The organism is Streptomyces sp. NPDC088157 (genome assembly GCF_044741545.1).
Lineage (GTDB): Bacteria > Actinomycetota > Actinomycetes > Streptomycetales > Streptomycetaceae > Streptomyces.
Map to the genome: position 1 here is coordinate 243256 of NZ_JBIUSU010000002.1, position 16039 is coordinate 259294.

General features: G+C 70.3%; 12 protein-coding genes. 3 read left to right on the forward strand and 9 right to left on the reverse strand.

Going from position 1 to position 16039, the window contains the following annotated elements; genetic code table 11:
• Positions 1 to 32: 32 nt before the first annotated feature.
• The 4 genes from ACIPFH_RS07470 to ACIPFH_RS07485 all read right to left on the reverse strand — a co-directional run bounded on the left by ACIPFH_RS07470 (position 33) and on the right by ACIPFH_RS07485 (position 5449).
• Positions 33 to 752, reverse strand: coding sequence for an SDR family oxidoreductase (locus ACIPFH_RS07470; protein ID WP_401824114.1), 720 nt, complete (start codon positions 750 to 752; stop codon positions 33 to 35).
• 154 nt (positions 753 to 906) lie between these two features.
• The gene (locus ACIPFH_RS07475) at positions 907 to 1848 is read right to left on the reverse strand and encodes a class I SAM-dependent methyltransferase (protein WP_401824116.1); all 942 of its coding nucleotides are present in this window, start codon (positions 1846 to 1848) and stop codon (positions 907 to 909) included.
• A 270-nt stretch (positions 1849 to 2118) separates the two neighbouring features.
• Entirely contained in the window at positions 2119 to 3840 is a 1722-nt protein-coding gene (locus ACIPFH_RS07480) for a glycoside hydrolase family 6 protein (RefSeq protein ID WP_401824118.1), read from the reverse strand.
• 115 nt (positions 3841 to 3955) lie between these two features.
• Complete coding sequence (locus ACIPFH_RS07485) at positions 3956 to 5449, reverse strand: cellulase family glycosylhydrolase (RefSeq protein ID WP_401824119.1); 1494 nt, start codon at positions 5447 to 5449, stop codon at positions 3956 to 3958.
• Between the two features lie 264 nt (positions 5450 to 5713).
• On the opposite strand from ACIPFH_RS07485, the gene ACIPFH_RS07490 reads away from it, so the two are divergent.
• Positions 5714 to 8629, forward strand: a complete 2916-nt coding sequence (locus ACIPFH_RS07490; protein WP_401824121.1) for a glycoside hydrolase family 48 protein — start codon at positions 5714 to 5716, stop codon at positions 8627 to 8629.
• Positions 8630 to 9079: 450 nt separating this feature from the next.
• Here the strand turns inward: ACIPFH_RS07490 and ACIPFH_RS07495 are convergent, their stop codons facing one another.
• Together ACIPFH_RS07495 and ACIPFH_RS07500 are read right to left on the reverse strand one after the other, a co-directional pair.
• Positions 9080 to 9211, reverse strand: coding sequence for a hypothetical protein (locus ACIPFH_RS07495; RefSeq protein WP_359130078.1), 132 nt, complete (start codon positions 9209 to 9211; stop codon positions 9080 to 9082).
• Between the two features lie 234 nt (positions 9212 to 9445).
• A complete protein-coding gene (locus ACIPFH_RS07500; protein ID WP_401824123.1) occupies positions 9446 to 10324 on the reverse strand; it encodes a LysR family transcriptional regulator in 879 nt (292 codons plus the stop codon).
• A gap of 103 nt (positions 10325 to 10427) precedes the next feature.
• On the opposite strand from ACIPFH_RS07500, the gene ACIPFH_RS07505 reads away from it, so the two are divergent.
• Together ACIPFH_RS07505 and ACIPFH_RS07510 are read left to right on the forward strand one after the other, a co-directional pair.
• Positions 10428 to 11432, forward strand: a complete 1005-nt coding sequence (locus tag ACIPFH_RS07505; protein WP_401824125.1) for an NADP-dependent oxidoreductase — start codon at positions 10428 to 10430, stop codon at positions 11430 to 11432.
• Between the two features lie 43 nt (positions 11433 to 11475).
• Positions 11476 to 12372, forward strand: a complete 897-nt coding sequence (locus ACIPFH_RS07510) for an alpha/beta fold hydrolase (RefSeq protein WP_401824127.1) — start codon at positions 11476 to 11478, stop codon at positions 12370 to 12372.
• A 4-nt stretch (positions 12373 to 12376) separates the two neighbouring features.
• Here ACIPFH_RS07510 and ACIPFH_RS07515 read toward each other — a convergent pair whose 3' ends face one another.
• The 3 genes from ACIPFH_RS07515 to ACIPFH_RS07525 all read right to left on the reverse strand — a co-directional run bounded on the left by ACIPFH_RS07515 (position 12377) and on the right by ACIPFH_RS07525 (position 15961).
• Entirely contained in the window at positions 12377 to 13210 is an 834-nt protein-coding gene (locus ACIPFH_RS07515; protein WP_401824128.1) for an alpha/beta fold hydrolase, read from the reverse strand.
• 82 nt (positions 13211 to 13292) lie between these two features.
• A complete protein-coding gene (gene pruA, locus ACIPFH_RS07520) occupies positions 13293 to 14933 on the reverse strand; it encodes an L-glutamate gamma-semialdehyde dehydrogenase (RefSeq protein ID WP_401824130.1) in 1641 nt (546 codons plus the stop codon).
• Positions 14934 to 14980: 47 nt separating this feature from the next.
• Positions 14981 to 15961 (reverse strand): proline dehydrogenase family protein, encoded by a 981-nt coding sequence (locus tag ACIPFH_RS07525; protein WP_401824132.1) that lies wholly within the window; start codon positions 15959 to 15961, stop codon positions 14981 to 14983.
• Positions 15962 to 16039: the final 78 nt, after the last annotated feature.

Genomic DNA, 16039 nt, shown 5'->3' on the forward strand with positions numbered 1-16039 from the left:
ACGGGGGGCGCCCTCGACGCGTCGCAGGCTCGTCAGTTGGGCTGCCCGATCGGCCGTACGACGACGGTGTTGACGTCGACGCCCGCGGGTTGCCCGAGAGCCCAGACGACGGAGTCGGCGATCTGGTCGGCGGTCAGCAGGTGCCCGGGCGGCAGGCTGCCGTAGCTGTCCCAGAACGGGGTCTCCACCCGGCCGGGCGCGACCAGGGTCACGCCGACACCCCACTCGGTGACCTGGCGACGGGTGTTCTCGGCGAGACCGGTCACCGCCCATTTCGTCGCCCCGTAGAGGTTGCCCGGCGTGGGTACGAAGCCGGCGACACTGCCGACCAGGACGATCCGTCCCCGGCTCTCCTTCAGGGCGTCGATCGACGCCCTGATGAGGAACGCGGGGCCGAGTACGTTGGTCAGCACCATGTCGCTCCACCCGGCCGGGTCGCCCTCGGCGACCGAGTCGTGGGTGGCGGTCCCCGCGTTCGCCACGACTGCATCCAGGCGACCGAATTCCGCGAGGGAGCGGTCGACCGCCGACTGGACGCAGTCGTAGTCGGCGGCGTTCCCGGCCACCGTCAGCAGCCCCTTCGGCTCCCCGAGTTCCGCGGCGAAGGCGCGCAGCCGCTCCTCCCCGCGACCGGTGACGGTGACCCGGTACCCGGCGTCCAGCAGCTGCCGCGCGACTGCGGCGCCGATGCCGCTGCCACCGCCGGTGATCAGTGCGACCGGAGAATCCGAAGCGCCCGATGCGTTGCCCATGGTGTGTCCCCCATTACGTCGGCTGTGTGGGTCGGCCACGCACGCCGGCTGCGTCGCGCAGCCTGGCTCGACGTGCGTCGCGCGGCACGCAGTCCATCACTTGGAGAGCTCTCCAAGTCAAGGTCCGCCAGGCCGGCTCGATCCTCGGGGGTGGCTACCGGACCGGCTTCACCGCCGTGTGCACGGTGTGCGCCGCGAGCACGAACACGTCCGCCCTGCGATGCACGCCCGCCTCGTCCTGCGGGTCGAGCAGCCGGTCCACCACGGCGCGGTCGTCAGGGTCGAGGGTGTCGCCGAAGACGTCCCGCAGCCGGGACAGCGACGCGGCGATGTAGGCGCGGGCCCGGTCGGAGGCGGGCGCGGGCAGGTCGAGCAGGAAGCTGCGGGCGCGGGTGTGCTTCAGGCCGGCCGCGCCGAGCAGTGCCGCCCAGTCCTCGGTCTCGCCGACAGATCCGGGCAGGTCGGTCCTCATCCGCGCGAACCACTCCTCCTCCAGGGCGTCGAACCGCGCTTGAATGCCCGGCCTCCCGAAGCCGAGGTCTCGTGGCAGGAACCGGGGCGGCAGACCGCCCTCCATGATCGCCAGCGTTCCGCCGGGCGCGAGCCGCTCGGCGAAGGACGCCAGGGCGGCGCACTGGTCGCCCAGGTGGTGCAGACTGCGGCCCGCCCACAGCAGGTCGGCCGGGTAGTCCAACTCGGCCAGCACGTCGGGGAGTTCACCGGTGAGGGTGCCGAAACGGTCGCCGTACCCGAGTCGGCCGGCCCGCTGCTGTGCGCGTTCCAGCAGCGGCGCGGAGCCGTCGACCGCGATCACCCGCGCACCGGAGAACGTCTCGGCGAACAGGCAGGAGACGACCCCGGGGCCACTGCCCACATCCACGATCAGGCCTGGCTCGGTCACCTCCTTCCCGAGCCAGGACAGGGCCCTCTCGTACAGGGGCGCGAACAGTTCGGCCTGTGCTTCGAGGTGCGGAGCCATCTCGGCCCAGTCGATGTCGGTGCCGTGACCGTCGCCGTGTGAACGGCTGTGCGAATGGCCGTGGGCATGGCCGTTGCCGTGCTGGTCGCCGTGGGGTGCGTGCGGGTGGTGCGCCATGGTGTCAGCCTCTCGTCCGGTGTGTCGCCAGCGTGCGCCGACCCACCGGTCCGAGGCCACTCTTGTTGCCGGTGCGGCAAACAGCGGGACGCCCACAGCAAGCCCGGTCGCGCCTGTCCGGCCGCTCCCGACGAACTGGAGCGGCCGGACAGGAACGGCTCGGCGGCAAAGTTCGCGATCCTCCGGGGTCGGCTCCGCCCGGAGGGCCGATCACCGACCCCGGTGGATCACCGTCGCCTCACCTCACCGGCGTGCGGATCCGCTCACGGCCTACAGCGGCGGGTACGCGTTCTGCATCAGCTGCTGGAACTGGGCCGAGAACCAGTGTCCGGACAGCGGCGCGTTCGCCAGGGCGCCCGACAGGTTGTTGTTGTTGCGGGGGTTGCCCGTGTACGTCGGGTCGCACATCCGGTCGAAGCCCTTGCCCTCGTCGTTCGCGATGGCGGAGCTGGAACCGTCGGACTCACCCGGCGGCTTCATCCACACGTACGCGTCGATCCCGGCGGCCGGTGCGGCCTTGGGACGCTCACCGAGGCCGGCGCCGGACTGGTTGCACCAGTTGCCGGTGTTGAAGCGGCGGTCGTAGCGGCCGCCGTCGACGTAGGTGTCCACGCTGGTCGTGGCGCCCGGGCCGGCGGGCCGGGCGGAGCCGCCCCAGCCGTTGCGGGAGGTGTCGATCAGCATGCCGATGTCCGACTTGAAGCCGCTGGTGATCAGCTGGTTGCGGAAGGCCTGGGCGTACGACTGCTCGTCGACGTAGCGGTTCCAGTCCACCCACTTGGACTCGCGGACCGACTTGCCGGCCACGGAGTCGTTGATGGTGAAGTTGTTCTCCTTCAGGGCGCTGTAGTTCGCCGTGTTGGTGATGAAGCCGTGCACGTCGTCGACGGTCGCGCCCTCGGCGGTCGCCGCCTGGTAGAAGAGCTGGGCGGACGGGGCGAAGTTGTCGTCCCAGCCGAGCCAGCCGTGGTGACCGGCGTCGATGTAGTTGTAGACGTTGGGGATCGCGCCGAGCTTGTTCAGCGCGTACCCGACGCCCTTCACGTAGTTGCCGTTGGCCTTCATGGTGTCGCAGGCCGCGGTGGCGGTGGCCCGGCTGCCGGTGTTGGTCACCAGGTTGGGCAGCGAGTCGATCTCGATGGTGGTGACGATCCGCAGGCCGGCGTACTTGCTGTCGGCGAGGATCGTCGCGATCGGGTCGATGAACTGCGTCTTGTACTTGTCGATCTCCGTCGGGCCGAGCTCACCGTTGGAGGCGAGGGCCGCGCAGTCACGTCCGGGAAGGTCGTAGACGACCAGCTGGACGACCTCCTCGCCGCTGCCCTTCTGGGCGAGGGCCGCGTCCAGGTGGGCGCGCAGTCCCATGCCGCCGTTCACACCGTTGATGGCGGCGATGCGGTCGAGCCAGACACCGGTGGGCTGGTTGGAGATACGGCTGCCGCCCGTCTCGGCGGCGGCCTTCGCCGACCATTCGGGGTTCACGTACACCTTGGCGCCGGCGTAGGGGTTGTCGACCTTGGCGGACGGGGTGCCGGGGTCGGTCGGACCGGGATCGGTGGGACCACCGGTACCGCTGTCGACGTTGCAGGTCACGCCGTCGAGGGTGAACGCGGTCGGGATCGCGTTGGTGCCGCTGTAGGTGCCCTGGAATCCGAAGCTGACCGAACCGCCGGTCGCCAGCGTCCCGTTGTAGGTCTCGTTGTTGGCGGTGACGGCCGTGCCGGACTGGGTGACCTTCGCGTTCCACGCGTTGGTGACCTTCTGAGTGCCGGCGTACGCCCACTTCACCGCCCAACTCGACTTCGCGGCCGAGTTGTTGGTCACGGTGACGGCGGCGGTGAAGCCGGTGCCCCAGTCGTTCTGCACCTTGTAGTCGACGCTGCACGGGATGGCGGCGATGCCCGGATCGCCGGGGACGACGGCGAGCGCCGTCCCGGAGGCACCGGCTACCAGCGCCAGCGCGGCGAGTACCGCTGTTCTGCTACGGCTCATGAGTGCGGGTTTCCTTCTCGGTTGCGGGTGTGGTTCGTTGCTCCGGTTGCTCTTTCCGGTGGTTCGGTCCTGTGGTTCGGTCCGGAGTTCGGTCCGGTCTCCGGTGCCGTGGCGCCTATCCGTCGAGTGCGCGCAGGTGGTCGCGCAGGCCGGTGCCGTACGCGGTGGGCGTCCCGTCGTAGTTGGAGATCAGGGACGGACCGGTGGAGCAGTCCCAGGTGTTCCAGGTCCAGCCCAGGTACGACAGGCCTCGGTCGTCGAACCACCGCATGACCTGGTCGACGAAGCCGTGAGAGCAGGTGTTCTCCCCGATCTCCCCTGCCACGAGCGGTACTTGGGCCGCGACGGGGGCCAGGGTGGAGTTCCAGCAACTCGTGTTCGCGCAGGTGTTGAAGTTGTAGACGTGGTACGCGGCGGCGAGATTGCCGGTCGGGTCGGCGGGCTTGTACGTCAGCCACTGGCTCAGGTCGTTGGAGTACGCGAGCCCGCCGGCCAGGATCACGTTCCTGGCGCCGGTCGCCCGTACGGAGTCGACGAGATCCTGCATACCGGCGACCTCGTACCCGATGCCGGGACAGGTGCCGCCGTCCCGCCAGCACTGCCACGCCTGGGTGGTCGTGGAGGTGGCACGGTCCGGGTAGGGCTCGTTGAACAGGTCGAACACGACGGCCTGGTCGCTCTTGAAGGTGTTGGCCACCGAGGTCCAGAACGACGGGGTGTACTGCATGTCGGGCATCGGCTTCTGGCAGCTCGCGTGCACATCGGAGCAGCCGGCCGAGTTTCCGGTGTACTGCCCGTAGTTCCAGTGCAGTTCGACGACCGGCGTCATGCCGTGCGCCTCGACGCGGGCCACCAGATCCTTTACCGCGTTGACGTAATCGGTACCGCTGTAGGCCGAGTCGATATTGGACAGGCCAAGCCAGCACTCCTCGTTGAGCGGGATGCGGACGGTGTTGACGTTCCAGTCGGCGATCGCCTTGACGGCGGCGTCGTCGACCGGTCCGTCCCAGATGCCGCGTCCCTGCACGCACATGAACTCGCCGCCGGAGCGGTTCACGCCGAGCAGTCGGCGGGTCCTTCCGTCGGCGTCCACGAGCTTGTTGCCGGAGACGTGCAGCTCGGGCGGCTCGTCACCGGTGTCCGGTGGGTCCGTCGTGGGTGGTGTGGTCGGGGTCGGCGTGGGGGTGGGCTGGGTGTCGGCGTTGCAGGTCGTGCCGTTGAGCTTGAACGTCGTCGGTACGGCGTTCGCCCCCGACGCGGAGGCGATGAAACCCGCGCTGGCGCTCGCGCCGGTGCCCAGGGAGCCGTTCCAGCTCTCGTTCGCGGCGGTGACGGTCGTGCCGGACTGGGACCACTTGGCGCTCCAGCCCTGGGTGACCTTCTGGCCGTTCGCGAAATCGAAGGTCAGGTTCCAACTGCTCACAGCAGACGCGTTGTTGGTGATCTTCACTGCGCCCTGGAAGCCGGCGTCCCACTGACCGGTGACCGAGTACTCCACCGTGCACGCGGGCACGGCTCCCTGGGCCGTGACGACCGGTAACAGGGCGCCCGCGACGAGGGCGACCGTGCCGGCGGCGGCTAAAAGTACTGAACGCGGGGGGTGTCGCATGAGCGACTCCTTGCAGATCAGGCGCGTCGTGACAGACGCGTCGACTGATGGAACCGCTCCCACTGGTGTCTCGAAGTTAGCGCCAAGCCGTGGCAAAGAACAGAGGCGTCACTGACTTTTACTCAACCTCCGTCGTCGAATCTTTTCGACTCTTCAAGCACCTTGACCGCTCTCACCCCCATCCTCACTATGGGAGCGCTCCCACTGGTTCAAGGCTTGTTGCTCCTCCCCCACTTCTCCGAGCCGCAAGGAGGAACCAGCACCATGGATCCCTCACGCAGACGTCGCGGGGCGCGGCGCCTGTGGACCGCCGCCGTGGCGGCCCTCGCGCTTCCCCTCGCCATGCTCAGTACGAGCACGACTCCCGCCCAGGCGGCCGCGCTTCAGTGCAGCGTGGACTACAAGACCAACGACTGGGGCTCAGGGTTCACCGCGGACCTGACCCTCACCAACCGTGGCACCGACCCGATCAGCGGCTGGGCCCTGACGTACTCCTACCCGGGCAACCAGAAGCTCACGAACGGATGGAACGGCAGCTGGTCGCAGTCCGGCCAGCAGATCACCGTGAACAACGCCTCGTACAACGGGACGATCGCCGCGGGCGCGGCCGTCGGCACGGGCGCGCAGTTCACCTACAGCGGGACGAACGCCGCTCCCGCGAGCTTCGCGGTCAACGGCACCACCTGTGCCGGCGCGCACCAGCCGCCGGTCACCGTGCTGACCAGCCCGACCGCGGGCGCCGTCTACACGCAGGGGGACGCGGTGCCGCTCGCGGCGACCGCCGCGGCCGCCGACAGCGCGACCATCAGCAAGATCGAGTTCTATGACGACACGACCCTGCTGGGCACGGACACGAGCTCGCCGTACACCCTGTCGGCCTCTGCGTTGTCCGTGGGCAGTCACTCCCTGGTGGCCAAGGCCTACGACAGCCTGGGCGCCTCGGCGTCGTCGACCCCGGTCGGCATCACGGTCGCCTCGGGACCGGCCGTGGTCGCCTCCGCGAGCCAACTGGCCGTGCAGCAGGGCAAGACGGGCACCTACTCGCTGAAGCTGTCGACCCAGCCCTCGGCGAACGTGACCGTCACGACCGCACGCACGGCCGGCAACACGGGCCTGACGGTGACGGGCGGCGCCAGTCTCACCTTCACCCCGTCGAACTGGAGCACCGCGCAGAACGTCACCATCACGGCCAACGCCTCCGGCACGGGCGCCGCGACCTTCGAGTCGACGGCCACCGGGCACGCGAAGGCGTCGGTCACGGCCACCGAGATCGCGGGCACCAAGGCGTACGACGCCCGCTTCCTCGACCTCTACGGCAAGATCACCAATCCGGCGAACGGCTACTTCTCGCCCGAGGGCATCCCGTACCACTCGGTCGAGACGCTGATCGTCGAGGCTCCGGACCAGGGGCACGAGACGACGTCGGAGGCGTACAGCTACCTTCTCTGGCTGCAGGCCATGTACGGGAAGATCACCGGCGACTGGACCAAGTTCAACGGCGCCTGGGACATCATGGAGAAGTACATGATCCCCACCCACGCCGACCAGCCGACCAACTCGTTCTACAACGCGTCCAAGCCGGCGACGTACGCGCCCGAGCTGGACACTCCGAACGAGTATCCGGCGAAGCTGGACAGCGGAGTGTCCGTGGGATCGGATCCCATAGCCGGTGAACTGAAGACCGCGTACGGCACGGACGACGTCTACGGCATGCACTGGCTGCAGGACGTCGACAACACGTACGGCTACGGCAACGCGCCCGGCAAGTGCGAGGCCGGCCCGACGGACACCGGCCCGTCGTACATCAACACCTTCCAGCGCGGGGCGCAGGAGTCGGTGTGGGAGACGGTGCCCCAGCCGACCTGCGACGCCTTCAAGTACGGCGGCACGAACGGGTACCTGGACCTGTTCACCGGCGACTCCTCCTACGCCAAGCAGTGGAAGTTCACCAACGCCCCCGACGCCGACGCACGGGTCGTCCAGGCCGCCTACTGGGCGGACATCTGGGCCAAGGCCCAGGGCAAGGGCGGTGACGTTTCCGCGGCCGTCGGCAAGGCCGCGAAGATGGGCGACTACCTGCGCTACGCGATGTACGACAAGTACTTCAAGAAGATCGGCAACTGCGTCGGACCGACCGCCTGCGCGGCCGGCACCGGCAAGGACGCCTCGCACTACCTGCTGTCCTGGTACTACGCCTGGGGCGGCGCCACGGACACCAGCGCCGGCTGGGCCTGGCGCATCGGATCCAGCCACACCCACGGCGGTTACCAGAACCCCCTGGCCGCCTACGCGCTCAGCAGCTACGCCGACCTGAAGCCCAAGTCGGCGACGGGCCAGGCGGACTGGGCGAAGTCGCTGACCCGGCAGCTGGAGTTCTACCGCTGGCTGCAGTCCAGTGAAGGCGCCATCGCGGGCGGGGCGACGAACAGCTGGGCGGGCCGCTACGCGACTCCCCCGGCCGGCACGTCGACCTTCTACGGCATGTACTACGACCAGCAGCCCGTCTACCACGACCCGCCGTCCAACCAGTGGTTCGGCTTCCAGGCGTGGTCCATGGAGCGGGTCGCCGAGTACTACCAGCAGACGGGGAACGCGAGCGCCAAGGCGGTCCTCGACAAGTGGGTCGACTGGGCGCTGTCCAAGACCACGATCAACCCGGACGGCACCTTCCAGATCCCCTCCACCCTCCAGTGGTCGGGCCAGCCCGACACCTGGAACTCGTCAAGTCCCGGAGCCAACACGGGACTTCATGTCACCGTCGCGGACTACACCAACGACGTCGGCGTGGCAGCCGCGTACGCCAAGACCCTGACGTACTACGCCGCCAAGTCCGGTGACACGGAGGCGAAGACGACCGCGAAGGCGCTCCTGGACGGGATGTGGGCGCACAACCAGGATGCCCTCGGCATCGCGGTCCCGGAGACCCGCGCCGACTACAACCGCTTCGACGACGGCGTGTACGTCCCGAGCGGCTTCAGCGGCAAGATGCCGAACGGCGACACGGTCAACTCCTCCTCGACCTTCGCCTCGCTGCGCTCCTTCTACAAGAACGACCCGGCCTGGTCGAAGATCGAGGGCTATCTCGCGGGCGGAGCCGCGCCCGTGTTCACGTACCACCGGTTCTGGGCCCAGGCGGACATCGCCCTGGCCATGGGCTCGTACGCGGAGCTTCTCGAATGAACCCCCGCTGAGCGCTCCCCGGGTCGGCGGAGTCCGTCTGCGGGCCGGATCGCCGGTCGCGCAGCTCCCCGCGCCCCCTCGTCGCCCGTTCGGGGCTCGGGGGCGCGGGGGGGGGCACCGTCCCTCGGCGGAGTCGCTCGAAGGTTCCGCGTACGTGGCCCCGTCACCTGACGACGGGGCCCAGGCCGGGCGGCCCTCACCCGCACAGAGGGCCGCCCGGCAGTCGCACGTCTCCCTGGGGGGGGGGGGGGGGGGGGGGGGGGGGGGGGGGGGGGGGGGGGGGGGGGGGGGGGGGGGGGGGGGGGGGGGGGGGGGGGGGGGGGGGGGGCCGGGGCGGCGGGGGGGGGCCGGGCCCGGGGGGGGGGGGGGCGGCGCGCCCCCCCCCGCCCGGGGGGGGCCCCCCCCCCCACCCCGAGCGGATGCGGCTCCCGGTATCCGGGGCGACTCGGCTCAGTGGCCGGTCTCGCCGCCGTTGTCACGGCGGTCGAGGGCACGCTGGAGAGCCGCGGCGGCGTTCTTGCGGTCGGACTCGTTCGTGCGGGAGGTGTGACGGACTCGGCGGCGGACGGTCGTCTCGGCCATGGGGAATCGACTCCTTCGAATCCAGGGAGTGCGGAAGGGGGTTACGAGACGCCGGATGGGGCGGGGAGCGGGCCGCAGGGATTGCCTGCGCGGGGCCCGGCTCACGACCGCCATTCGCTTGGTCGAGCGAGACGTTCGGCTCCTACAAAGCTAAGGGAGGAGCGCGCGCCTGTCTCTACAATTACTCGGACTTCCTACTATCTGAGACAGGACTCCGGGTCACCCGGTTTCGACCTACGGTTTCGCAGACGACCGCAACTCCCGGACGAGCGCCCGCACGGCCGCCGTCGTGGCCAGTTCCGGCGTGGTGACGTAGCCGACCTGACGGGTCGGCCGCTCCGGGCCGAGGTCGGTGATCTCCGTGTCGAGCGGCGTCGCGGTGAGCGAGAGCGCGGGCATGATCGCCATCCCCAGGCCGCTGCTCACCATCGACAGCACCGCCCCGTCGTCCTCGGCGCGGACGGTCGCGGTGGGGATCCAGTCCTGCGCGGTCCACCACGCGCGCGTGTAGGACGAGCAGTTCTCCGTCCAGTCGACGAGCGGCAGTGAGCGCGGTGCCGGGTGGCCCGCCGGATGCACCAGCGCGTACGGCTCCTCCAGCAGCACGTCCCCCACCAGCTCCGGCGGGATCGGCGAGCTGGTGCCGAAGGTGGCGATGCCGAGGTCGGCCCGTCCCTCGGCCACTTCCCCGGCCGTCCCCGGACCCACCTCGCGCACGACGGTCACGGTCGCCTCGATCCCCGGGTGCCGTGCGGCCAGCCGTTCCAGGACGGGCGGCAGCAGATACAGGGCCGCGCTGCGGAAGGCCGCGATGCGCAACGGTCCGCCGACCCGACCCGTTCCGACGCCGCGCGTCTCGGTCACCAGGGTCTGGAGCATCCGCAGGACGCGTCGGGCGTGGGCGACCGCGCGAGCGCCGGCCGCGGTGGGCCGGGCGCCGTACCGCCCGCGCTCGAACAGGACGACGCCCACCTTGCCCTCGATGCCCCGCACCGCGTGCGAGACGGCCGACTGGGTGGTTCCGAGCCGGGAGGCGGCGGCCGAGAAACCCCCCTCGTCCGCGACGGCCACCAGAGTCCGCAACTCCTGCGGCGCGAGGTCGACTGCGCTCACGTAGGGCTCCCACCTGCTGCTATGAGGGCGACTCATGGATCGGCCCGTTCCATGAGCGCAACCCTCTGCCCGCCGCCCGCATTCCTGCCTACGGTCCCCTCCCATGACCAGCACCGCGCTCACCGTGCAGCAGACCGCCCGCCCCACCGGCTTCCCAGCCCCCGGCCACTTCCGGTTCGCCGAGTCACCGGTCCCCGAGCCGGCCCGGGGGACGGCCCTGGTGGAGAACCTCTACTGGTCGGTCGACCCCTACCACCGCGAAATGATGGACGGCGACTTTGAGTTGAACTCCCCGCTGGAGGGACGAACGCTCGGCCGGATCGTCGCCACCCGGGACCCGGTCGCCCTCCCCGAGGGCGAGATCGTCTTCCACCGCCGGGGCTGGCGCACCCACTCGGTGGTCCGCCCGGAGGAGGTCAGACGGCTCCCCCGGTACGAAGGGGTGCCGCTCTCCGCGCACTTGAGCCTGCTCGGCGGTACGGGCCTGACGGCGTACGTCGGCCTGACCCGCGTCGCCCGGCTGCGCGAGGGCGAGGACCTGTTCGTCTCCGCGGCGGCGGGCGGAGTGGGTACGGCGACCGGACGCTTCGCCCGGCTGCTCGGCGCGGGCCGGCTGGTCGGCAGCGCGGGCACGGCCGAGAAGGTGCGGTACCTGACCCGGCAGGTCGGCTACGACGCGGCCTTCGACTACCACGACGGCCCGGTCGCCGGCCTCCTGGCGAAGGCCGCACCCACCGGCGTCGACGTCTTCGTCGACAACGTGGGCGGCGAACACCTCGGGGCGGCGATCGGCGCGCTGCGGGAGCGGGGGCGGGTGGTGCGTGTCGGCACGGTCGGGCAGTACAACACGCCCGACGCCCCGCCGGTGGTCTTCGACCACGCCGACGTGGTGGAGAAGAGCCTGCGCGTCGAGGGCTTCCTGGTACGCGATCACCAGGACGCGCAGCGGGAGCTGTACGAGTTCGCCGTACCGCATCTGCTGAGCGGGGCGCTGGCGCTGGACGAGACGGTGGTGGACGGGTTCGAGCGGATCGTGGAGGCGTTCCTTCTGATGCTGCGGGGCGGGAACACGGGAAAGATCCTCGTACGTCGGTCACCTAACCCTTGAAAGGCGGTTGACCGGTTAGACAGTCACGTGGTGCACTCGTGCCATGACCCTCCACGCCCACCACGAGATCCACCGCCGGGTTCACCACCGCACCGCCACCGTCCGCGGCCATGAGATCGCCTACCGGGAGGCCGGTCCGGCCGACGCGCCCGTCCTGCTGCTCCTGCACGGCTTCCCCAGCAGCTCGCACATGTTCCGCGACCTCATCCCGCTGCTCGCCGACCGCTACCACGTCCTGGCCCCCGACCACCTCGGCTTCGGCCGCTCGGCGGCGCCCGCCGACTTCACCTGGACCTTCGACGAACTGGCCGGACTCACCGCGGAGTTCACCGAAGTGCTGGGCCTGAAGAGGTTCGCGCTCTACATCCAGGACTACGGCTCCCCCATCGGACTGCGCCTCGCCCTCGCCCATCCCGACCGCGTCACCGCGATCGTCACCCAGAACGGCAACGCGTACGAGGAGGGGCTGGGCGAAAAGGCCTGGGCACCGGTGCTGGCGCTGATCGCGGAGCGCACCCCGCAGACCGAGGCCCCGGTGCGGGAGATCAGCAGCCCGGAGGGGATCAGGTGGCAGTACCTGCACGGGGTTCCGCCGGAGCAGCGGGAACTCGTCAGCCCCGACGCGTACGAGCACGACGCCGCCCTCATGGCCCGGCCCGGCCAGTCGGAGATCCAGCTCGACCTGATCTCCGACTACGGCTCCAACTTCGCCCTCTACCCGGCCTTCCAGGAGTACTTCCGCACCAGCCAGGTCCCGCTGCTGGCCGTCTGGGGCGCCGGCGACGAGATCTTCGTCCCGGCCGGCGCGCTCGCCTTCCGACGGGATCTTCCCGGGGCGGAGGTGCATCTGCTGCCCACCGGGCACTTCGCCCTGGAGACGCACGCGGGGCAGATCGCCGCGCTCACCCGGGACTTCCTCGGACGCAACCTGGCCGGCTGAGCGCTCACGCCCCGAGGGCCGCCGCCACCGCCGCGCGGAAGCCCCCCGGGTCCTCGACCCACGGCAGATGCCCCGCCCCCTCCAGAACCACCCGGCGTACGTCCGGCAGGGCGCGCTCCAGCGAGTCGACGGCCGAGCGCGGCCGGACGTCCCGGGCGCCGTCGACGATCAGCACGGGGACGTCGAGGGCGCGGCAGGCGTCGTACAGCTCCGGGGTGCCCCATGCGCGCCTGCGTTCCTCGTTGAGGACCCTGCCGCACTCCGCGTTGATCCCGAACCAGGGGTCGGCCATGCGCTCGGCGTGCTCCAGGGCGCGCTCGCGGTCCTCGAACTCCACCGACCACTGGAGGACGGCCCGTTCACGGTCGCCGTCGGCCAACTCCTGCCAGCGGGCCAGGCGTTCGGGATCCTTGCCGAGGCGGGCGAGGAAGTTCTCCACGTAGGCGGGGTGCCAGTCGGCGTCCGGTCCGATGCCGGTCCCGGACACGTAGACCAGGACGCTCACCCGCTCCGGGTGCGCGAGCGCGTAGCTCAACGCCAGTTGCGCACCCCAGGAATGCCCGAGCAGGGCCGTCCGCTCGAAGCCGAACCGCTCGCGTACGGCGTCGAGGTCGGCGACGAACCGCTCGGTGGTCCAGGGTCCGTCACCGCCGTGCGAGCGCCCGCAGCCGCGCTGGTCCCAGCGCACGACGGCGGCCCGGTCGGCGAGCAGTGCGGCCACCTCCCCGAGCGTGTCCCACAGGCCCGGCCCGCCGTGGCAGAGCACCAGTGGTTCGCCCTCGCCCGACCCGGACGCCCACAGCCGTACCCCGTCGTCCGCGGTCACCGTCGTCTCCATGGCGCCAGTCTGCCCGCCCGGGTACGCGAACGGGCCGGGTCCGGGAGGACCTGGCCCGTTACGCACCGCATGCCGCGCGGTGTCAGCCCATGTGCGGGTACGGGTAGTCGGTCGGCGGGACCAGCGTCTCCTTGATGGCGCGGGTCAGGGTCCAGCGCGTCAGGTTCTGCGGGGCGCCGGCCTTGTCGTTGGTGCCGGAGGCGCGGCCGCCGCCGAAGGGCTGCTGGCCGACGACGGCGCCGGTGGACTTGTCGTTGATGTAGAAGTTGCCGGCCGCGTAGCGCAGCTTCTCCATCGTGTACGCGGCGGCCGCGCGGTCGCCGGAGATGACCGAGCCGGTCAGCGCGTAGTCCGACACCGACTCCATCTGCGTCAGCATGGCGTCGTACGCGTCGGCCGAGCTGTCGTCGTACACGTGCACGGCGAGGAACGGGCCGAAGTACTCGGTCGTGAACACCTCGTTCTCCGGGTCGGTGCACTCGACGACGGTCGGCCGGACGAAGTAGCCGACCGAGTCGTCGTAGGAGCCGCCCGCCACGATCGTGCAGGTCGGATCCGCCTTCGCGCGGTCGATCGCCGCCTTGTTCTTGGCGAAGGAACGCTCGTCGATGACCGCGCCGATGAAGTTGGCGAGGTCGGTGACGTCACCCATGGTCAGGTAGTCGACCTCGGCCGCGAACTCCTCCTTGAAACCGGAGTTCCAGATCGACGCCGGGATGTAGGCCCGGGAGGTCGCGCTGCACTTCTGGCCCTGGTACTCGAAGGCGCCACGGGTGAGCGCCGTCTTCAGCACCGCCCGGTCCGCGCTCGGGTGGGCGACGACGAAGTCCTTGCCGCCGGTCTCACCGACCAGACGCGGGTAGGAGCGGTACTTCTCGATGTTGGCGCCGACCGTCTTCCACAGGTACTGGAAGGTCTTCGTCGAGCCGGTGAAGTGGATGCCGGCGAGGTCGCGGTGGTGCAGAGCGACCTCGGAGACCTCGATGCCGTCGCCGGTGACCAGGTTGATGACGCCCTTGGGCAGACCGGCCTCCTCCAGCAGCCGCATGAGCAGCACGGCGGCGTGGGTCTGCGTCGGGGACGGCTTCCACACCACCACGTTGCCCATCAGCGCGGGCGCGGTCGGCAGGTTGCCCGCGATGGCGGTGAAGTTGAAGGGCGTGATCGCGTAGACGAAGCCCTCGAGCGGGCGGTGGTCGAGGCGGTTCCAGACGCCCGGGGAGTTCGCCGGGGGCTGCTCGGCCAGGATCTGGCGGGCGTAGGCCACGTTGAAGCGCCAGAAGTCGACCAGTTCGCAGGGACAGTCGATCTCCGCCTGCTGGGCGGTCTTCGACTGGCCGAGCATGGTGGAGGCGGCGAGCGTCTCGCGCCAGGGGCCGGCGAGCAGTTCGGCGGCGCGCAGGATGATCGCGGCGCGGTCGTCGAAGGACATCGCGCGCCAGGCGGGCGCGGCGGCGAGGGCCGCGTCGATCGCGTCCTGCGCGTCCTGCCCGGTGGCGTTGGCGTAGGTGCCGAGGCGGGCCTTGTGGTTGTGCGGCTGCACGACGTCGAACCGCTCACCGCCGCCCATCCGGTGCTCACCGCCGATGGTGCAGGGCAGGTCGACGGGGTTGTCGGCCAGTTCCTTGAGCTTGGCCTCCAGCCGGGCACGCTCCGGCGAGCCGGGAGCGTAGCCGTGCACCGGCTCGTTGACGGGGGTGGGGACCTGGGTTACCGCGTCCATGTCTTCCGTTACTCCTTCTGAGCGGGTGTTTCGAGCGGGGGGTGGGCTCAGCCCTTGCTGATCATCGAGCGGACGAAGAACCGCAGGTTGGCCGGCTTCTCCGCCAGGCGGCGCATGAAGTAGCCGTACCAGTCGGTGCCGTAGGCGGTGTAGACACGCATGCGGTGCCCTTCGGCGGCCAGCCGCAGGTGCTCGTCGCCCCGGATGCCGTACAGCATCTGGAACTCGTACTCGTCCAGCTTGCGTCCGGCCTTGCGGGCGAGCTCCTGCGCGATGGAGATGAGGCGCGGGTCGTGGGAGCCGATCATCGGGTACCCCTCGCCCTCCATCAGCGTGCGCAGGATCCGGACGTACGCCTTGTCGATCTCGTGCTTCTGCTGGTACGCGACCTCGGCGGGCTCCTTGTACGCGCCCTTCACGAGCCGTACCCGGCTGCCGCTCGCGGCGAGACGGCGGGCGTCGGCCTCGGTGCGGAAGAGGTAGGCCTGGATGACACAGCCGGTCTGCGGGAAGTCCTTCCGCAGCTCCTCGTGGATGGCGAACATCGAGTCGAGGGTGGTGTGGTCCTCGGCGTCGAGGGTGACGGTGGTGCCGATGGCCGCGGCGGCCTCGACGACCGGGCGCACGTTGGCGAGGGCGAGGTCGTGGCCCCCCTGGAATGCGGGGGCGGCCTCGGAGGGCCCTTCGAGCAGGCCGGTGGCGGGCGACGGGAGGGCTTGTCCGAACATCGACAGCTTGACGGACATCTCGACCCGCTCGCCGAGCGCCGACTCCTCGAGCCGGTCGATCAGCGCCAGGTAGGCGTCCCGGGCGGCGACGGCCTGCTCGGGAGTGGTGATGTCCTCGCCGACGACGTCCATCGTCAGCTCCAGTCCTCTGGCGGTGAGCTGCTCGATGACCGGGACGATGTCGTCGACCGTCTCACCGGGGATGAAGCGGTCCACGACCTGCTTCGTCACCGGGGCCGCCGAGATCAGGCGTCGCATCCGGTCGCTGCGCGACGCGGCGAGAATCACGGGACCCAGCACGGGGAACCTCCACATACCAACCCATACGAGGCCGATACCCGACGATCGGGGAACGGCACGGAGAACCACCGTGAAACC

What these genes read in the sequence shown, in the direction of transcription:
- ACIPFH_RS07510 (WP_401824127.1), top strand. Translation starts at nt 11,476, where the DNA reads ATGACCCTCCACGCCCACCACGAGATCCACCGCCGGGTTCACCACCGC.
- ACIPFH_RS07505 (WP_401824125.1), top strand. Translation starts at nt 10,428, where the DNA reads ATGACCAGCACCGCGCTCACCGTGCAGCAGACCGCCCGCCCCACCGGC.
- ACIPFH_RS07485 (WP_401824119.1), bottom strand. Translation starts at nt 5,449, where the DNA reads ATGCGACACCCCCCGCGTTCAGTACTTTTAGCCGCCGCCGGCACGGTC.
- ACIPFH_RS07515 (WP_401824128.1), bottom strand. Translation starts at nt 13,210, where the DNA reads ATGGAGACGACGGTGACCGCGGACGACGGGGTACGGCTGTGGGCGTCC.
- pruA (WP_401824130.1), bottom strand. Translation starts at nt 14,933, where the DNA reads ATGGACGCGGTAACCCAGGTCCCCACCCCCGTCAACGAGCCGGTGCAC.
- ACIPFH_RS07470 (WP_401824114.1), bottom strand. Translation starts at nt 752, where the DNA reads ATGGGCAACGCATCGGGCGCTTCGGATTCTCCGGTCGCACTGATCACC.
- ACIPFH_RS07480 (WP_401824118.1), bottom strand. Translation starts at nt 3,840, where the DNA reads ATGAGCCGTAGCAGAACAGCGGTACTCGCCGCGCTGGCGCTGGTAGCC.
- ACIPFH_RS07475 (WP_401824116.1), bottom strand. Translation starts at nt 1,848, where the DNA reads ATGGCGCACCACCCGCACGCACCCCACGGCGACCAGCACGGCAACGGC.
- ACIPFH_RS07490 (WP_401824121.1), top strand. Translation starts at nt 5,714, where the DNA reads ATGGATCCCTCACGCAGACGTCGCGGGGCGCGGCGCCTGTGGACCGCC.
- ACIPFH_RS07495 (WP_359130078.1), bottom strand. Translation starts at nt 9,211, where the DNA reads ATGGCCGAGACGACCGTCCGCCGCCGAGTCCGTCACACCTCCCGCACG.